Origin of the sequence: Azospirillum agricola (genome assembly GCF_020005195.1) — a bacterium.
Classification (GTDB): Bacteria; Pseudomonadota; Alphaproteobacteria; order Azospirillales; family Azospirillaceae; genus Azospirillum; species Azospirillum agricola.
This window is the reverse complement of sequence record NZ_JAIFZR010000007.1, coordinates 523,119-539,623: the sequence shown is the minus strand read 5'-3', so window position 1 is coordinate 539,623 and position 16,505 is coordinate 523,119. Positions and strand designations below refer to the sequence as shown.

At 71.0% G+C, this 16,505-nt stretch carries 11 protein-coding genes and 1 pseudogene; 7 read left to right on the top strand and 5 right to left on the bottom strand.

What is annotated here, in order from left to right:
• The first annotated feature begins 26 nt into the window (after window positions 1-26).
• Window positions 27-1,504 (top strand): annotated as a pseudogene (locus tag JN22_RS32335) (autotransporter outer membrane beta-barrel domain-containing protein).
• A 95-nt stretch (window positions 1,505-1,599) separates the two neighbouring features.
• Window positions 1,600-2,445, top strand: a complete 846-nt coding sequence (locus JN22_RS32330; protein WP_085557992.1) for a hypothetical protein — start codon at window positions 1,600-1,602, stop codon at window positions 2,443-2,445.
• Between the two features lie 52 nt (window positions 2,446-2,497).
• Here JN22_RS32330 and JN22_RS32325 read toward each other — a convergent pair whose 3' ends face one another.
• A complete protein-coding gene (locus JN22_RS32325) occupies window positions 2,498-3,586 on the bottom strand; it encodes an HTH-type transcriptional regulator GntR (protein WP_223678008.1) in 1,089 nt (362 codons plus the stop codon).
• 389 nt (window positions 3,587-3,975) lie between these two features.
• On the opposite strand from JN22_RS32325, the gene JN22_RS32320 reads away from it, so the two are divergent.
• Genes JN22_RS32320 through JN22_RS32305 form a run of 4 tightly spaced genes read left to right on the top strand, consistent with a single transcriptional unit; the run spans window position 3,976 to window position 7,433 of the window.
• A complete protein-coding gene (locus JN22_RS32320) occupies window positions 3,976-4,533 on the top strand; it encodes a gluconokinase (RefSeq protein WP_085557991.1) in 558 nt (185 codons plus the stop codon).
• Window positions 4,530-5,057: a TRAP transporter small permease gene (locus tag JN22_RS32315; RefSeq protein WP_085557990.1), complete on the top strand. Its 528-nt coding sequence runs from the start codon at window positions 4,530-4,532 to the stop codon at window positions 5,055-5,057. Before JN22_RS32320 ends, JN22_RS32315 begins: the two co-directional genes overlap by 4 nt.
• 22 nt (window positions 5,058-5,079) lie before the next feature.
• Window positions 5,080-6,357, top strand: a complete 1,278-nt coding sequence (locus tag JN22_RS32310) for a TRAP transporter large permease (RefSeq protein ID WP_085557989.1) — start codon at window positions 5,080-5,082, stop codon at window positions 6,355-6,357.
• Window positions 6,358-6,407: 50 nt separating this feature from the next.
• Window positions 6,408-7,433: a TRAP transporter substrate-binding protein gene (locus tag JN22_RS32305; protein ID WP_085557988.1), complete on the top strand. Its 1,026-nt coding sequence runs from the start codon at window positions 6,408-6,410 to the stop codon at window positions 7,431-7,433.
• A 364-nt stretch (window positions 7,434-7,797) separates the two neighbouring features.
• Here the strand turns inward: JN22_RS32305 and JN22_RS32300 are convergent, their stop codons facing one another.
• From JN22_RS32300 to JN22_RS32285, 4 genes are all read right to left on the bottom strand, one after another.
• Window positions 7,798-9,630, bottom strand: a complete 1,833-nt coding sequence (locus JN22_RS32300; protein WP_085557987.1) for a putative bifunctional diguanylate cyclase/phosphodiesterase — start codon at window positions 9,628-9,630, stop codon at window positions 7,798-7,800.
• Between the two features lie 89 nt (window positions 9,631-9,719).
• Window positions 9,720-10,961, bottom strand: a complete 1,242-nt coding sequence (locus JN22_RS32295; RefSeq protein ID WP_085557986.1) for a CynX/NimT family MFS transporter — start codon at window positions 10,959-10,961, stop codon at window positions 9,720-9,722.
• Between the two features lie 212 nt (window positions 10,962-11,173).
• Window positions 11,174-14,659 carry a DEAD/DEAH box helicase gene (locus tag JN22_RS32290; protein WP_085557985.1) on the bottom strand — a complete coding sequence of 1,162 codons (3,486 nt, stop codon included), beginning with the start codon at window positions 14,657-14,659 and terminating at the stop codon, window positions 11,174-11,176.
• Window positions 14,660-14,773: 114 nt separating this feature from the next.
• A complete protein-coding gene (locus tag JN22_RS32285; RefSeq protein ID WP_223678007.1) occupies window positions 14,774-15,544 on the bottom strand; it encodes a TetR/AcrR family transcriptional regulator in 771 nt (256 codons plus the stop codon).
• A gap of 168 nt (window positions 15,545-15,712) precedes the next feature.
• Here JN22_RS32285 and JN22_RS32280 point away from each other — a divergent pair, with 168 nt between their 5' ends.
• Window positions 15,713-16,495, top strand: coding sequence for a glucose 1-dehydrogenase (locus tag JN22_RS32280; RefSeq protein WP_085557983.1), 783 nt, complete (start codon window positions 15,713-15,715; stop codon window positions 16,493-16,495).
• Window positions 16,496-16,505 lie beyond the last annotated feature (10 nt).

The following is a 16,505-nucleotide window of genomic DNA, read 5'->3' as shown; positions in this document are numbered from 1 at the left end:
GCGGCGGTCCGGACTTCGCGCAACCGATGGTGGTCAACTACACCAACATCTCCTATTCCGCGACGGAGATCGTGTATGAGGGCACCTACAGCTTCCGCGGCGCGACGGAGGCGGTGACCTGCCGCGTCAACCTGACGACCAAGGCGGTGACCGGCACCGGCGCGTGCCAGAACGCGCTGGGCGGCACGCCCACCAGCACGACGGGCACGACCACGACCGGGACCACCGGAACGACGACCACTGGCACCGGGACCGGCACCACCACGACGACCACGACCACCACCGGAACCACCGTCACCCAGACGACCACGCTGCCGGACAGCACGGTGACCACCGTGACCGTCAAACCCCTGACGGCGGCGGAACAGACGCGGGCCTGGGTGCGGTCCGGAGCCCTGTCCGGCGCTGCTGCCGGGCGAGGGCATTGCGCTCGCCATGCAGAATCTCGCCGCCACCGCCTCCACCGATCTCGACGCGATGTTCGACGCGCTGTCGTCGCTGGCCAGCGCCGCCGACCGTGCCGCCCGCCGCCCAGCAGCTCCAGCCCGCCAACCCGTCGGCCACCGCCACCAACGCCGTCGCCCACCGCGAAGGCGGTCGCCACCACCGTCCTGGGCCGCGCCCTGTCGGTGCGCGGCGGGGCCGGCGTGTCCACCGGCGACCTGACCGACGGGCTCGGGCTGTGGGTGCAGCCCTTCGGCTACGGCGCCCGCCAGGACCGCCGCGACGGGCAGGACGGCTACCTCGACCGCACGCTGGGCGTGGCGCTGGGCGCCGACGCGCGGGTGGCCGACCAGACCCGCGTCGGCGTCGCCCTGACCTACATCGCGTCGCACATCGACGGGCGCGATTCCTCCAGCGGCGACCGAACCAGCGTGAAGGGCGGCAACCTCAGCCTTTACGCCCAGTACGAAGGCAAGCCCTTCTACGTGGTCGGGCAGGTGAACGCCGGCATCAGCGGGTACGATTCCCGCCGGTACATCGGCCTGACCGGGCAGGCCGCCGACGCCGACTATCGCGGCTGGCAGCTCGGCGCGCGGGTGGACGCCGGGATGCCGCTGGCGCTCGGCGGCGGATGGCAGGCGACGCCGATGGCCGGGCTGGCCTATGTGCACAGCCGGGTCAACGGCTACACCGAGAGCGGCGCCGGGCCGCTGAACCTGTCGGTCGACGATTCCCGCAACAACGCCCTGACCGGCAGCCTCGGCGCCCGCGTGTCCTACGACCACACCGCCGACGGCCTGACCTGGACCCCTATCTCCAGGCGGTCGCCAACTACGACTTCACCGGCGAGCGGCCGGAGACCACCGCCCGCTTCCTGCCGGTGGGCAGCCCGGCCTTCGTCACCCAGGGGGCGGACCCCGCCCGCTTCGGCGGCGATTTCACCGCCGGCCTCGACCTCGCCACCGCCAGCAACGTGACGGTCAATCTGGCCTACACCTACGGGCTGCGCGAGGATTACCAGGCCCATGGCGGCGGGGTGCGCGTCCGCATCCAATATTGACCACCGCAAGCCGGCCGTCGGGAGGAACAGGCGCCATGGCAAGGGTGGCGGAGCGTCACGGGGTTCGCCCTTGTCCGTGGGGCGGACGGGGTGCGGTGCTGCTGACGCCCCTTGCCCTGACGCCCCTCCTGGTGGCCTGTGCCGGGCCGTCCGCCCGGCGGGACGGCGCCGATGCCCTGGCGGCCATGGCGGGGCTGATGCCAGGAACGGTCCCGGCCGGACCGTTCGCGCTGGCCGTCTGGCAGCGGACGGCGAAGGCATCGGCGCTGTCCCTCTACATCGAAGGCGACGGGCTGGCCTGGCTCGACCGGTCCCGCCCGTCCCCCGACCCAACCCCGGTGGAGCCGGTGGCGCTGCGTCTGGCGGCGCTGGACCCGGCCCCGGCGGTGGCGGTCCTGGCCCGTCCCTGCCAGTACCGCCGGGCGGCACCCCAGCCGCAGCCCCTGTGCGACGATCCCCGCTGGTGGACGGAACGGCGCTTCACCCCGGCGACGCTGGCCGCCCTGGAGCAGGCCGTGGCCATCCTGAAGGAACGGGCGGGGGCCGAGCGCCTGCATCTGATCGGCTTTTCCGGCGGCGGCGCCCTGGCCGCCCTGCTGGCCGCCCGCCGGTCCGACGTGGCCAGCCTGCGCACCGTGGCCGGCAATCTGGAGCCGGCCTGGGTCGACCGCCTGCATGGGGTGGACACCCCCTCCGGCACCCTGTCGCCCCTGGCCGGGGTGGAGCGTCTCTCCCAGGTGCCGCAAATTCATTTCTCCGGCCTCCGGGATCGGGTGGTGCCGCCGGAGATCGCCGAGGCCTTCGCCGAGGCGGTCGGCCGGTCGGGCCGCTCCATCGCCTGCATCCGCCGCGAGCGGACGGCCGCCGGCCACACCGACGGCTGGGCCGGGGCGTGGCCGGCGCTTCTGGCGCAGCCGCTGCCGGCCTGCGGCGCCCGCTGAGGCGGCCCGGACGAGACGGCCGGGGAGGGGACGGCCGGGGAGGGGACGGGTCTCAGGTGCTTTCGCGGGCGATGAAGGTCAGCCCCAGATCCAGCCGGCGCGTCGCCGGCTCGCGCCCTTCCATAAGGTCGAGCAGCATGGCGGCCGACTGCCGGCCGATGCCGTAGCGCGGCGTCGCCACCGTGGTCAGGGTCGGCGTCGTCCAGGCCGAGGCGGCGAGGTCGTTGAAGCCGGCGATGGCGAGCTGCTCCGGCACCCGGATGCCCCGGCGCTGGCACTGGAACAGCGCGCCCTGCGCCAGATCGTCGTTGCAGAAGAACACCGCGTCGCAGTCCGACCCTTCGTCGATCACACGGTCGAGCATGGCGGCGCCGAGACTGAGCGACGACGGCTCCGTCCGGCGCCATTCGCGCGCCGGGTCGTACAGCCCGGCCTCGCGCAGCGCCTGCCGGTAGCCCTCCAGCCGGGCCAGCGTGCGGGGATCGAGCTGCACGGCGACGAAGCCGATGCGGCGGTAGCCGCGCTCCAGCAGATGGCGGGTCATCAGGTGCCCGCCCTCGAACTGCGAGAAGCCGACGCTGTGGCTGCCGGGATCGTCCAACAATTCCATCATGTGGACGGTCGGGCGGCGCAGCGCCGCCAGATAGGTCAGCGTCGCCGCCGTGTGGTCGTTGCCGGTCAGCAGGATGCCGTCGGGCTGGAACTGGAGGTAGGTGCGCAGCAGCCGCTCCTCCTCGACCGGGGAATAGTGCGAGACGCCGATCAGGATCTGGTAGCCGCGCGGGTGCAGGATCTCGTGGATGCCGGCCAGCGTCTCGACGAACACCGTGTTGGTCATCGACGGGATCAGCACCGCCACCGTCATCGAGCGCGCCGAGGCCAGCGCGCTCGCCGCCTGGTTGGGGACGTAGCCCATGGCCTGCGCCTCGCCCAGGATGCGCTCGCGCAGCTCGGGCGCGACCAGCTCGGGCCGCTTGAAGGCGCGCGACACGGTGATGGCGCTGACGCCGACCCGTTCGGCGACGTCGGCCATGGTGGCGCGCCCGGTGCGCGAGGAGCGCCGCTTGCGCGTCCTCACCCCGCCATCCCGCGTTCCAGCGTCGCGCGTCTCGCCATCCCGACCGTTACCGCGAGCCGCCACGAACCCCTCCCTTGCGCTGCCGCCCGGCGCGGGCCGTCCGTCCGGGGGCGGGATGATGGGCGGGAGCGGTCCCCGCTGGCAAGGCGGATCGCCGTCCATGGCGTGCGCTGGTGCTTTTCGTCACATCCGGCCTCCCCGGCTCCGGTCCGGATGCCTCGGCATCCGTCCGCACCGTCTGTTGGTTCGCAACCCGAACAAAAGGCTTTACGGCGTTCGAAGTTAGCGCTAACAGTATCGACACCTCGCCGCAGCGTCGTCTCCGTCCGCCGGTTCCTTGTTCAGGATGCCCGGCCGTGGGTCTTGACGCGACGCCGTGATGGTAGCGCTAACATAAGGTCCGGGCAAGGCGAAATCGAACGCCGTCCGGACCCGACCGGGAATGAGGGGTCATGATCGGACCGCCGATTGTCGTCGTGATGGGGGTTGCCGGCTGCGGAAAGTCCAGCGTCGGGCAGGGTCTGGCCGACGCGCTGGGCTGCACCTTCATCGAGGGCGACCAGCACCACCCCACCGCCAACATCGCCAAGATGTCCTCCGGCATCCCGCTGACCGACGCCGACCGCGTGGGCTGGCTGGCGGTGCTGGCCGGCTTCATCGCCGACGCGGACCGCGAGGGCCGAATGCTGGTCGTCGCCTGCTCGGCGCTGAAGCGGCGCTACCGCGACCAGTTGCGCGGCGACAGCCGGCGGGTGGTCTTCCTGCATCTGCGTGGCGACAAGGCGCTGATCGCGTCGCGCATGGGCGCGCGCACCGCGCATTTCATGCCGACCGCGCTGATCGACAGCCAGTTCGCCGATCTGGAGCCGCCGGACGCGGACGAGACGGCGCTGACCTACGACATCACCCTGACCGCGCGGGAGATCGTGGCCGACGCCCGCCTCCGCCTCGCGGCCCTCTACGACCTGAAGCCTGACGAGAGCGGCGCGGCCGCCGGGGAGGACGCATGAAGCGCGTGGCGGATCTGCTGGAGCGGATCACCGAATGGATCATGGCGGCGATGCTGGCCGTGATGGTGGGGCTGGTCTTCGGCAACGTGGTGCTGCGGTACGTGTTCAACAGCGGCATCGTCGCGGCGGAGGAGATCGCGCGGCTGATGTTCGTCTGGCTGGTCTTCCTCGGCGCCACGGTGGCGCTGCGCCACCAGCAGCATCTCGGGCTGGAGATCCTCCAGGCCCGGCTGCCGGCGAAGCTTCGCCGCGCCTGCGCCGTGGTCGCCCATCTGCTGATGCTCTACGCGCTGTGGCTGTTCATCGAGGGAAGCTGGTTCCAGCTGCTGATCGGGCTGGAGACGCGCTCCACCGTGCTGCGCTTCCCGATGGCCTTCTACGCGGCGGCGGGCTTCTTCCCGGCGCTGGCGATGACGCTGACCGTGCTGGTCAATCTCTGGAAGATCGTCTGCGGCGCGCCCGAGGCGCGCATCGCCGGCGAGCCCCACGCCGCGCCGGGCGCCGCCGCCCTCGCCGAACATTGATGTTGCGGACGGAGACGCCGCCATGACCCTGACGATCTTCCTCGGCTCGCTGTTCGGCTTCATGCTGCTCGGCATGCCCATCGCCTTCGCGCTGATGCTGACCGGCGTCGCGCTGATGGTGCATCTCGATTTCTTCGACGCCCAGCTCGTCGCCCAGAACATGCTGAGCGGCGCCGACAACTACCCGCTGATGGCGGTGCCCTTCTTCATCCTGGCCGGCGAGTTGATGAACGCCGGCGGCATCTCGCAGCGCATCATCAACCTCGCGGTCAGCCTCGTCGGCCACATCAAGGGCGGACTCGGCTACGTCACCATCGGCGCCTCGGTGATGCTGGCGAGCCTGTCCGGCTCGGCCATCGCCGACACCGCCGCGCTCGCCACGCTGCTGATCCCGATGATGCGCGACCACGGCTATCCGGTGCCGCGCTCGGCGGGCCTGATCGCGTCGGGCGGCATCATCGCCCCGATCATCCCGCCCAGCATGCCCTTCATCATCTTCGGCGTGACCACCAACACCTCGATCAGCGCGCTGTTCATGGCCGGCATCGTGCCCGGTCTGCTGATGGGCATCGGGCTGGTCGGCGCCTGGATGTTCGTCGTCCGCGACATGACGGTGAAGCTCCAGCCCAAGGCCAGCGGGCGCGAGCGGATCAAGGCGGTGGTGGACGGCATCTGGGCGCTGGCCCTGCCGGTCATCATCATCGGCGGCCTGCGCGGCGGGCTGTTCACGCCCACCGAGGCCGCCGTCGTCGCCGCCGTCTACTCGCTGTTCGTCGCGCTGTTCGTCTACCGCCAGGTGACGCTGGCGCAGATCGTGCCGCTGCTGGTCCAGGCGGCCCGCACCACCAGCACGGTGATGTTCCTGTGCGCGGCGGCGCTGGTGTCCTCCTACATGGTGACGCTGGCCGACCTGCCGCAGCAGATGACCGAGTTGCTGCACCCGCTGATGGGCGAGCCACGCCTGCTGATGCTGGCCATCGCGCTGCTGCTGCTGGCGGTCGGCACGGTGATGGATCTGACGCCGACCATCCTGGTGCTCGGCCCGGTGCTGACGCCGCTGGCGGTGGCGGCGGGCATCGACCCGACCTATTTCGGCGTGATGTTCGTGCTGATCGGCACGCTGGGCCTGATCCACCCGCCGGTCTGCACGGTGCTGAACGTGGTCTGCGGGGTCGCCAAGATCTCGCTGGAGAGCGCCACGCGCGGCATCTGGCCGTTCCTGCTGACCTACCTCGTCCTGACGGGCTTGCTGATCGCCGTGCCGGAGATCATCACCATTCCGCTGCACCTGTTCCGCTGACACCGCCTTAAGAACCGACCCACGAAGCCTACGAAAAGGGAGACGACACCATGAAGCTGTTCCGCACCCTGCTGCTGGCGACCGGCCTCGCCGCCGCCGCGCTCGCCCCCGCCCTGATCCCCACCGTCGCCGCCGCGCAGGACATCAAGCCGCGCATCATCCGCTTCGGCTACGGCCTGTCGGAGAGCAGCAACCAGGGCCGCGCCGTCAAATTCTTCGCCGAGGAGATGTCCAAGCGCTCCGGCGGCAAGCTGAAGGTGAAGGGTTTCGGCGACGCCAGCCTGGGCAACGACATCCAGATGCAGAACGCCCTGATCGGCGGCGCGCAGGAGATGATGGTCGGCTCGACCGCCACGCTGGTCGGCATCGTCAAGGATTTCGGCGTCTACGACCTGCCCTTCCTCTTCAACGACGAGAAGGAGGCCGACGCCGTCCTCGACGGCCCGTTCGGCCAGAAGCTGATCAACTCCCTGAACGAGAAGGGGCTGGTCGGGCTGGTCTATTGGGAGAACGGCTTCCGCAACCTGACCAACAGCAAGCGCCCGATCACCAAGGCGGAGGATCTGGGCGGCGTCAAGCTGCGCGTCATGCAGAACCCGGTCTACATCGACATGTTCAACCGCTTCGGCGCCAACGCGGTGCCGCTGGCCTTCTCCGAGCTGTTCACGGCGCTGGAGACCGGCACGGTGGACGGCCAGGAGAACCCGGTGACGACCATCCAGTCGTCGAAGTTCTACGAGGTGCAGAAGTACCTGACCATCTCCAAGCACGTCTACAGCCCGTGGATCCTGCTGGCCAGCAAGCGCTGGTACGACGGGCTGTCGGCCGACGAGAAGAAGATCGTCCAGGATTCCGCCATCGCCTCGCGCGACTTCGAGCGCAAGGACAGCCGCGAGGCCTCGACCCAGAGCATCGCCTATCTCAAGGAGAAGGGCATGCAGATCAACGAGCTGAGCGCTGCCGAGCTGGACCGCATGCGCGAGCTGGTCAAGCCGGCCTTCGACAAGTACGCCGCCGAGGGCGGTGCCGATCTGCTGAAGGATCTCCAGGCCGAGATCACGAAGGTCCGCAAGTAAGGGCGGGGAACCGACCGCCGGACAGGCGCGGCGGTCGGCTTTGCCCTGCTGCGGGACCCGGCGGGGCAGGGGCTCCCCGGCCTTCGGGTCGGATTGGCCGCTGCCCCGCTTCCACGCCCGCTGTTTTTCCCGGTTGTTTTTCCCTGGCTGTACGCGGACGGCGGAGTCCGCCGGACGGAAGCGGCGGCGCGGACCCATCCCACAATCCACGCCGCCGATCCCGAGGCCAAGCCGGCGTTGCGAGCGCCATCGGCCACGACGGGCGGAGAGCCCAAAAAGGGCGTCTTTCCACCGTCGCAGAATGCGAGAATAATTCTTTAAACCTATTATTCAAGTAGATTTTTAAAAGCGCAGCAACTTCCCTTTATATCACGTAGTCGCCATGCTCTTCCGATGCGGAGGCGCGCAACCGCTCCGTCGCCCGCAAACTCTCCGCCACCTCCCCGGCGGGGGCCGGTCGGCCGGGCAGGTAGCCCTGAAGCAGATCGCAGCCGTTGCGGACCAGCCAGTCGCGCTGCGCCGGGGTTTCCACCCCTTCGGCGACCAGGATCATATCCAGACTGCGCGCCAGCGCGATGATCGCCCGCGCGATGGCCTGCCCGCCGGCGTTCTCCCCGGCACCGTCGCTGAGGTTGCGGGTGAAGGACCCGTCCATCTTCAGGATGTCGAAGGGCAGGTTGTTGAGATAGCTGAGGCTGGAGTAGCCGGTGCCGAAATCGTCGAGCGCCAGCCGGATGCCCAGCCGCTTCAGCGCCGTCAGCACCCGGCGGCTGAGCGCCATGTCCTCGATAAGCAGCCCCTCGGTGATCTCCAGCACGAGTTGCCCGGGGGCCAGTCCGGTGCGCTCCAGCACACCACGCACATGGTCGAGAAGCTCGGGGTCGCGGAGTTGGCGGGGCGACAGGTTGACGGCGATCTCGACCGGCGGATGCCCCGCCTCCTGCCAGGCGCGGACCTGCCGGCAGGCGGTCTCCAGCACCCAGCGGCCGATGCGGACGATCAGCCCGGTCTCCTCGCTCAACGGGATGAACTTGGCGGGGGAGACGAGGCCGAAGGCCTCGCTGCGCCAGCGCAGCAGCGCCTCCACCCCGACCGGGCGGCCGGTCGCCGCCTCGACGAGCGGCTGATAGTGCAGGAAGAACTGGCCGCGCTCCAGCGCCTGGGCCAGCGCCGTCTTCATCGCCAGCCGCTCCGCCGCCACAGCCGTCATCGCGGGATCGTAGAACTGGACGTTGTTCCGGCCCTGCTCCTTGGCGTGGTACATCGCCATGTCGGCCTTGCGCAGCAGGTCGTCGATGGCCTCGCTGTCGTCGGGAAACAGCACGCCGCCGATGCTGGCCGACAGGCCGTAGACGTTGCCGGCCAGCGGAAAGGGCTCGACCAGCGCCTCCCGCACCCGTTCCGCCACCGCCGCAACGGCGGAACGACGTTCGGCGTCCTCGACGATCACGGTGAACTCGTCGCCGCCCAGTCGCGACACGAACAGCGACGGCCCCAGGCTGCCGGTGATGCGGCGCGCGATGGCGACCAGCAGTTCGTCGCCCAGCTCATGCCCCAGCGTGTCGTTGATCTCCTTGAACTTGTCGAAATCGAGGAACAGCACGGCCAACCGCCGCCCGGCGGTCCGTGCCCCGGCCATCGCCCGGTCGAGCCGCTGGCGGAACTGGAAGCGGTTGGGCAGGCCGGTCAGCGAATCGAACTGCGCCAGATAGGCCATGCGGTCTTCGGTGGACTTGATGTGGGTGATGTCGCGGAAGACCAGCACGCCGCCGACGATCCGCCCGTCCGGCTCCAGCAGCGGGCGGGCGTTCAGCCGGATCCAGGTGCCGCGCCGCGCCTCCCCATCGGCGGCGGCGGTGGCGGCGCCCTCGATGAACAGGCTCTGGCGCTCGATGCTGTCGCCGCGGATGGCGCGGGTCATCGGCCGCAGGGCGGGCGGGCAGGGGGTGCCCCGGTCGTCCAGCCGGAAGCCCGGCCCGAAGCGCTCGTCGAAGACCACCGCGTGCAGCGGACCGAACACCGCCTCGGCCGCCGGGTTGGCGGTGATGATGCGCCCGTCCAGATCGGCGACGCAGACGCCCTCCGCCATGTTGTCCAGCACGAGTTGCAGGATCTGCGCGTGGCTGCCGCCCTGGATGGACTGCGGAAGATCGGACGGCGGAAGGACGGCGGCGAGGCGCGGGTGGGCGTGCGGCATGTGGATTTCCCAATCCAGTGTCACCGGATAGGAAAATGTTATCGCGCTTGTGTATATATTTTATATCACAAATTTATTACGCCAATACATCACAGCCGGATCTGCCGGGGCCGGCCGGCGAGGATGCCGAACACGGTCGCCAGCACCGCCACGACGACGAACAGAAGGGCCGAGCCGTGCCAGTCGCCGCTCCAGCCATGCAGCAGACCGACGGCGAAGGGGCCGGTCGAGGCCAGCGTGTAGCCGACGCTCTGCGACATGCCCGACAGATGCGCCGCGACCCGGCTGTCGGGCGAGCGCAGCACGATCAGCGTCAGCGCCACGGCGAAGACGCCGCCCTGGCCGATCCCGAGGATCACCGCCCACAGCCCGATGGTGGCGAGCGGCGCGTAGAGGCAGCCGATCATGCCGACGAGGCTGCAACCGAGCATGGCGGCGGCGGCGAGGCTCTGGCCCGGCGTGCGCGTCGCCAGCATCGGGGCGAACAGCGCCGACACCACCTGGGTCATGACCGAACCGGAGACCACCAGCCCCGCCATCGCCGGATCGAGCCCGCGGTCACGCAGCATCGGCGCCATCCAGCCGAGCACGATGTAGGCGAGCGACGATTGCAGCCCCATGAACAGCGTGATCTGCCACGCCAGCCCGTTCCTCCACAGACCGCGCACCGACGCCCCGCCCTGTCCGGCGTCGCTCGGGCGCCCGCGCATCTGCGGCAGCCACGCCACCGCGGCCACCACCGCCGGCAGCGCCCAGAAGGCCAGCGCCCCGGTCCACTGCCCGAGGGCGCGCTCCAGCGGCACGGTCAGGCCGGCGGCCGTCGCCGCTCCGGCGCAGAGCGCCATCGTGTAGACCCCCATCATCAGGCTGATCTTCTTTGGGAAGTCGCGCTTCACCACGGCGGGCAGCAGCACGCCGATGATGCCGATCCCGGCCCCCGCCAGCGTCGCCCCGGCGAACAGCGCCGGGAAGCTGCCCACCCCGCGCAGGGCGACGCCGGCCCCCAGCATCAGCAGCACGAAGAAGATCGTCCGCTCGGTGCCGAAACGCTGGGCCAGACGCGGGGCAACCACCCCGAACAGGCCGAGGCACAGCACCGGCGAGGTGGTCAGCAGCCCGGCCTGCCCGGCGGACATGCCGGTGTCGCGCACCACGTCCCCCATGACCGGCGCGAGGCTGGACAATGCCGGCCGCAGGTTCAGCGCCACCAGCACGAGGCTGGCGGCGAGCAGCAGCGGATGCCCCAGGGACAGGCGAGCCGCCCGGCCGGCCGCCGGGCTGCCGCTGCGGGATTCGGCGGCGGAGGGGCCGGAGGCGCTGTCGATGCTCATGGAGGGCGATCCGTGGGGAGAATTTGTTGGCAAGGCCACGCAATCGACCACCGGCGGCCCGAACGGTCAAGCCGCCGCGGTTGCAACCCACCCCAGCGGCAGGTTCCGGCATCCTTTTCCCAAGACGACGGTTTCCACGAGGAACCGTCATATTTTCCATAAGAGAAATTATGCGCTTTTGAGATTCCTCCGAACCGCCCGAAGCCGGCTCCCTACTCCCCGATGGGTGCCAGCAGCGAATCCAGGTCGTCGGCGGTCAGCAGGTCGGCTTCGGTGGCCGCTCGCTCGTAGACGGCCTCGCCCAGGCGACGCTTGCGCTCCTGAAGCTCGACCATGCGTTCCTCCACCGTTCCGGCGGTCACCAGCTTGTAGACGAACACCGGCTTGTCCTGGCCGATGCGGTGGGCGCGGTCGGTCGCCTGGTCCTCGACCGCCGGGTTCCACCAGGGATCGTAATGGATCACCGTGTCGGCCGCCGTCAGGTTCAGGCCGGTGCCGCCGGCCTTCAGGCTGATCAGGAACAGCGGCACTAGGCCCGACTGGAACCGGCCGACCGGCGTCTCGCGGTCCCGCGTGTCGCCGCTCAGCCGGACGAAGGGAATGCCGAGCCTGTCCAGCTCCGGCTCGATCAGGTCGAGCATCGAGGTGAACTGCGAGAACAGCAGGATGCGGCGCCCGTCCGCCAGCAGTTCGGGCAGCAGCTCCAGCTTGGCCGAGGCCGCTCCCTTCGCCACCCGCTTGCGGGCGCTCTCCAGCTTCACCAGACGCGGGTCGCAGCAGACCTGCCGCAGCTTCAGCAGCGCGTCGAGGATGGTGATGCGGCTGCGCGCCAGCCCCTTGCGGGCGATCTCCTCGCGCACCCGCGCGTCCATCGCCAGACGGATCGTCTCGTACAGGTCGCGCTGGCCGGGCTGGGGATCGACCGTCTCCTGGATCTCGGTCTTCGCCGGCAGCTCGCCCGCCACCTCGTCCTTGGTGCGGCGCAGCAGGAAGGGGCGGACGCGGCGGGCCAGCACCCGCTGGCGGTCGGCGTCGGCGTGCTTCTCGATCGGGGTGCGGAACTGGCGGCGGAAGCCGGTGCGGTCGCCGAACAGCGACGGCACGGCGACCGAGAACAGCGACCACAGCTCGTCCAGGCTGTTCTCCACCGGCGTGCCGGTCAGGCACAGACGCTGCCGGGCCTCCAGCGCGACGGCCGCCTTGGTCGCCTGCGAGGTGGGGTTCTTCAGGTATTGCGCCTCGTCGAAGAGGACGAGGTGCCAGGGCTGCGCCTCCAGCACCGCGCGGTCGCGCGGCAGCAGCGCGTAGGAGGTGACGACCAGATCGAAATCACCCAGCGCGCCGTGCGCCGCCTTACGCTGCGGTCCGTGCAGCACCAAGGTCCGCAGGCCGGGGGCGAAGCGCTCGGCCTCGCGCCGCCAGTTGCCGAGCACGCTGGTCGGCGCCACCAGCAGGCAGGGGCGGTCGAGCCGCCCGGCCTCCTTCTCGGCCAGCAGATGGGCGAGCGCCTGCACCGTCTTGCCCAGCCCCATGTCGTCGGCCAGGATGCCGCCGAAACCGTGCGCCGCCAGGAATTGCAGCCAATCCAGCCCCGCCTGCTGGTAGGGGCGCAGGGTGGCGCCCAGCCCGGCCGGGGCCGGCACGGCGGGCACCCCGCCGGCCTCGCGCAGGGTCCGCGCCATGCGGCGGACGGCGTCGGCGCCGAGCAACGGGATGCCGGCGGCTTCGGCCGCCGCCTCCAGCGCCGCGAGGTCGCCGAGATGGGCGCGGCCGATGCGCAGTTCCCCCTCCCCCGCCCCGTCCGGCTGGAGGCCGAACAGCTCCATCAGCACGCCGACGATCGGCCGCAGCCGCTCGACGTCCAGCGGCAGGAAGCGTCCCTCGCCGACCGGCACGAAGAGGACGCCCTCGGGGGCCAGCGCGTCGAGCGCCCGGTCGATGACGCCCCCGCGCGGCGGTGTGGCGCCCTCCCCGTCCCCCTCCGGGGCGTCGTGGGCGTCGAGGACTTCCTCGTCGGTCATCAGGTCGGCCGGCTCGACGCTGTCCAAAACGGCGATCACGGAGCGCAGGACCGGCAGCAGGTCGATCCGCTCGCCGCCGACCTCGATGCCCAGCGACAGGCCGAACCAGTCGAGGCCGGAGCCATCGCCGATCTCAAAGGCCCAGCCCCGCGGCGTGTCCAGCAGCTGGAAGGGGAAGTCGGGATCGACCTCGACCGCCCAGCCCTCGGCCCGCAGCGCCGGCAGCTCTCCATGGCAGAAATGCAGCCAGTCCAGGGACTCGTCGAAGCCGTCGGCGGAGCCGGGGAAGATGAACAGCTCCTGCCGCACCGGCTGCCCGCGCCCGACCGCCAGCGGCGTCTCGTTGAGGATCAGCCCGGCGGCGTCGAGCCGGGCGGCAACCCTTTCCTCCTCCGGCCGCAGCCGTTCCGCCGTGATCAGCGCGCCGTCCTCCATCCATTGCAGCGGCGCCGGGGCGGCGTTGTGGGCGACGCGCCGGCCGGCGTAGTCGAAGGCGAGGGACGCGGCCGGAACGGCCGGCGCCATCGCCGATTCGAACCCGTGGCCGATGAAGCGGTGGGCGCCGTAGGGCGTGGCGGCGAGTTGCAGCCGCAGGACCGGGCGCGGCACGACCCGCCGGGTCTCCGTCCGCGCCGGCGGCTCGGGCAGCGCCGGCAACAGGTGGGCGAAGCGCCCGGCCTCCCTGCGGAAGGCGGCGACGTCGGCGGGCGGCAGCGGCGGGGCGCCGAGCAGAGCGGCGGCGATGTTGGGCGGGACGTCGGCCTCGACGGTGCCGCACTCCCAGCGCTCGCGGTCGATGTAGAGTGGCGGCGCCGTCGGCAGCGCCAGCGCCGCGGGGGTATCGAGCGCGAGGGCGAAGCGCTGGCGGCCGAGCGCGTCGGCCCGCCAGACCCCGCGCCCGGCGCGCGCGGGGCCGGGGCGCAGCGGCGGGTTGGCGCGGAAATCGTCCCAGTGCAGCCGCCCGGTCTTCAGCATCCGCTCAACCAGCCCGGCCGACCAGTCCCCGCGCAGCGCCCAGCCGTCGCCCTGCCGCGCGCCGGCCAGCCGGCTCTGCGCCATCATCGACAGGATGGCCCGGTCGGAGGGCGTGACGAATTTCCCCGGCGCCGCGTTGCGGCCCGGCTCGTGGCGGTAGGGCCTGTCGTCCGCCCCATAGCCGCCGTCCTTGCGCAGCGAGACCGACAGGATCCGCAGCACCACCTCGGCGCCGTTCGGCCCGTCGTCGAGCCGCAGCGCGTAGACCAGACGCTTGCGCACCGTGTCGGGGTAGCTGTCCCCGGCATCGGCCGCCGCCGCCTCGTCCAGCCGCGACAGCAGGCTGGTCAGCGCGGCGGAAGGCTGCGGCCCGGAAGGTGGGGGCGGCCGTGGCGCCTCCGCCGGGCGCGATTCGCGCAGCGCCCAGTCGATGACCGCGGCGGCGACATGCTTGCAGTTGAAGCCGACCGGGCAGTCGCATTCGCCCTCGATCGCCGTCACCGCGTCGCCACGCTGGCGCAGCAGGATGACCTGGGCGTAAGGCATGCGCTGCGACCCCCGCACCGTCGCGGCCAGACGCACCCCACCGCCCGGCCCCTGGTGCGCGTGCAGGGTCCTGACGCGGCCCTCGCGCTGGTACCGCTCGCCCCGCTCGTAGGAGCCGGGATCGAAATGACGACGCAGGGACGACAGCACGCTCACCCGGACTCCTTTCCCGTTTCCCCAGGCCGAGGCCCGGCACAGGCCCGCAAGCTGGCCGGTTTTCGCCGCGAGCGCAATGGCATCGGGGGAAGGTTCGTCCGGCGTCCGGCCCGGTCAGGCGGTGGAGGCGCTCTCCCCCGTACCAACCGCCGGTTTCTCCACCGTCCGCCGCAGGCCGATGGCGGATTCGACGAAGCCGGTCACCGCCTCGACGTAGCGCTCCGGCGTGACCCCGCGCTTCCGGTGCTTGGCCCGCTTGACGTACCAGTCCTGCAACAGAGGCTTGATCAGCCCGGCCGTCATCTCCACGTCGGACACCGCGAACAGCCCGCCGCGCACCCCGTCCTCGAGCGCCCCGGCGAACAGCCGCTCGGTCGCCAGTTCGTTGGCCACCGCGAGGTCGCGGCCCTCCCTGGAGAAGGCCTTGGCCTCCATGTAGGCGAAGACGAACCAGGGGTGCATCGTCTCGGTCAGGTAGAGGTGCGCCGCCAGCAGCCAGCGCAGCCGGCCGACCGGATCGCCGGCCAGCCCCTCCGGCGGATGCCCCAGCACCTCGTCGACCGCGCCGACGACCTGGCCGAGGATCATCATCAGCAGCGTGTCCTTGCCGTCGAAATAGGCGTAGAGCGCGCCCATGCTCAGCCCCGACTGCTCGGCCAGCTCGCGCAGGCTCATCGAATGGAAGCCCTTGCGGTTGGCCAGCGTCAGCGTGGTCTCGACGATGCGGGCCAGATTGGCGACGGCGACCGCCGGCTTCTTCACGCGGATGGTGGCGGCGTGGCGGTCGAGGATGCGGGCGCACAGCGCCTCCATCGACAGGTCGAACCGCGCCTGAAACTCCCGCAAGCTGTCCATCCGCTTCCCACCCGTACGCGCCAGAGCCATCCCGGCGCCTCCGCCCTTACCATGAAACAGGTTGCCGGCGAAGGGCAAGCGCTGTATAAAACGAGCGCTCGCTCGTTTTTTGACCATCGCCGCTTTTGGGCCGTCATCGTTTCAAGCCGCGCCAAGCGGCACCGTTTCCCGCAGGATTCCGCCAAGGGAGGACGACGCATGAGCGTCAGCTTCGATCTCACCGGGCGCACCGCGCTCGTCACCGGGGCATCCAGCGGCCTCGGCCGCCATTTCGCCGGCGTGCTGGCGCGGGCCGGCGCCCGCGTGGCCATCGCCGCCCGCCGCGCCGAAGCGCTGGCGGACACCCGCGCCGCCATCGAGGCGGCCGGCGGCAGCGCCGTCGCCATCGCGATGGACGTCACCGATCCGGCGTCGGTGCGCCGCGCGGTGGGCGAGGCGTCGGACGCGCTCGGCGGCATCGACATCCTCGTCAACAACGCCGGCATCACCACCAGCCGCCCCTTCCTCGACATGGAGGAGGAGGAGTGGGACCGCGTCCTCGACACCAACCTGACCGGCTGCGCGCGGGTGGCGCGCGAGGTCGGGCGGCGGATGCGCGACAAGGGCCAAAATGGCGGAAAGGGCGGCGGCGCCATCGTCAACATCGCCTCGATCCTCGGCCTCCGCGTCGCCGGACAGCTCTCCTCCTACATCGCCTCCAAGGCCGGGGTGGTGCATCTGACCAAGGCGATGGCGCTGGAGCTGGCGCGCCACGACATCCGCGTCAACGCGCTGTGCCCCGGCTATCTCGAAACCGAGATGAACGCCGACTTCTTCGCGTCGCCGGCCGGCCAGACGCTGATCAAGCGCATTCCGCAGCGCCGCCTCGGCCGGCTCGACGAGTTGGACGGGCCGCTGCTGCTGCTGGCGTCGGACGCCGGCTCCTACATGACCGGATCGGTGATCGCCGCCGACGGCGGCCATCTGGTCTCCTCGCTCTAGAAGGACAGGC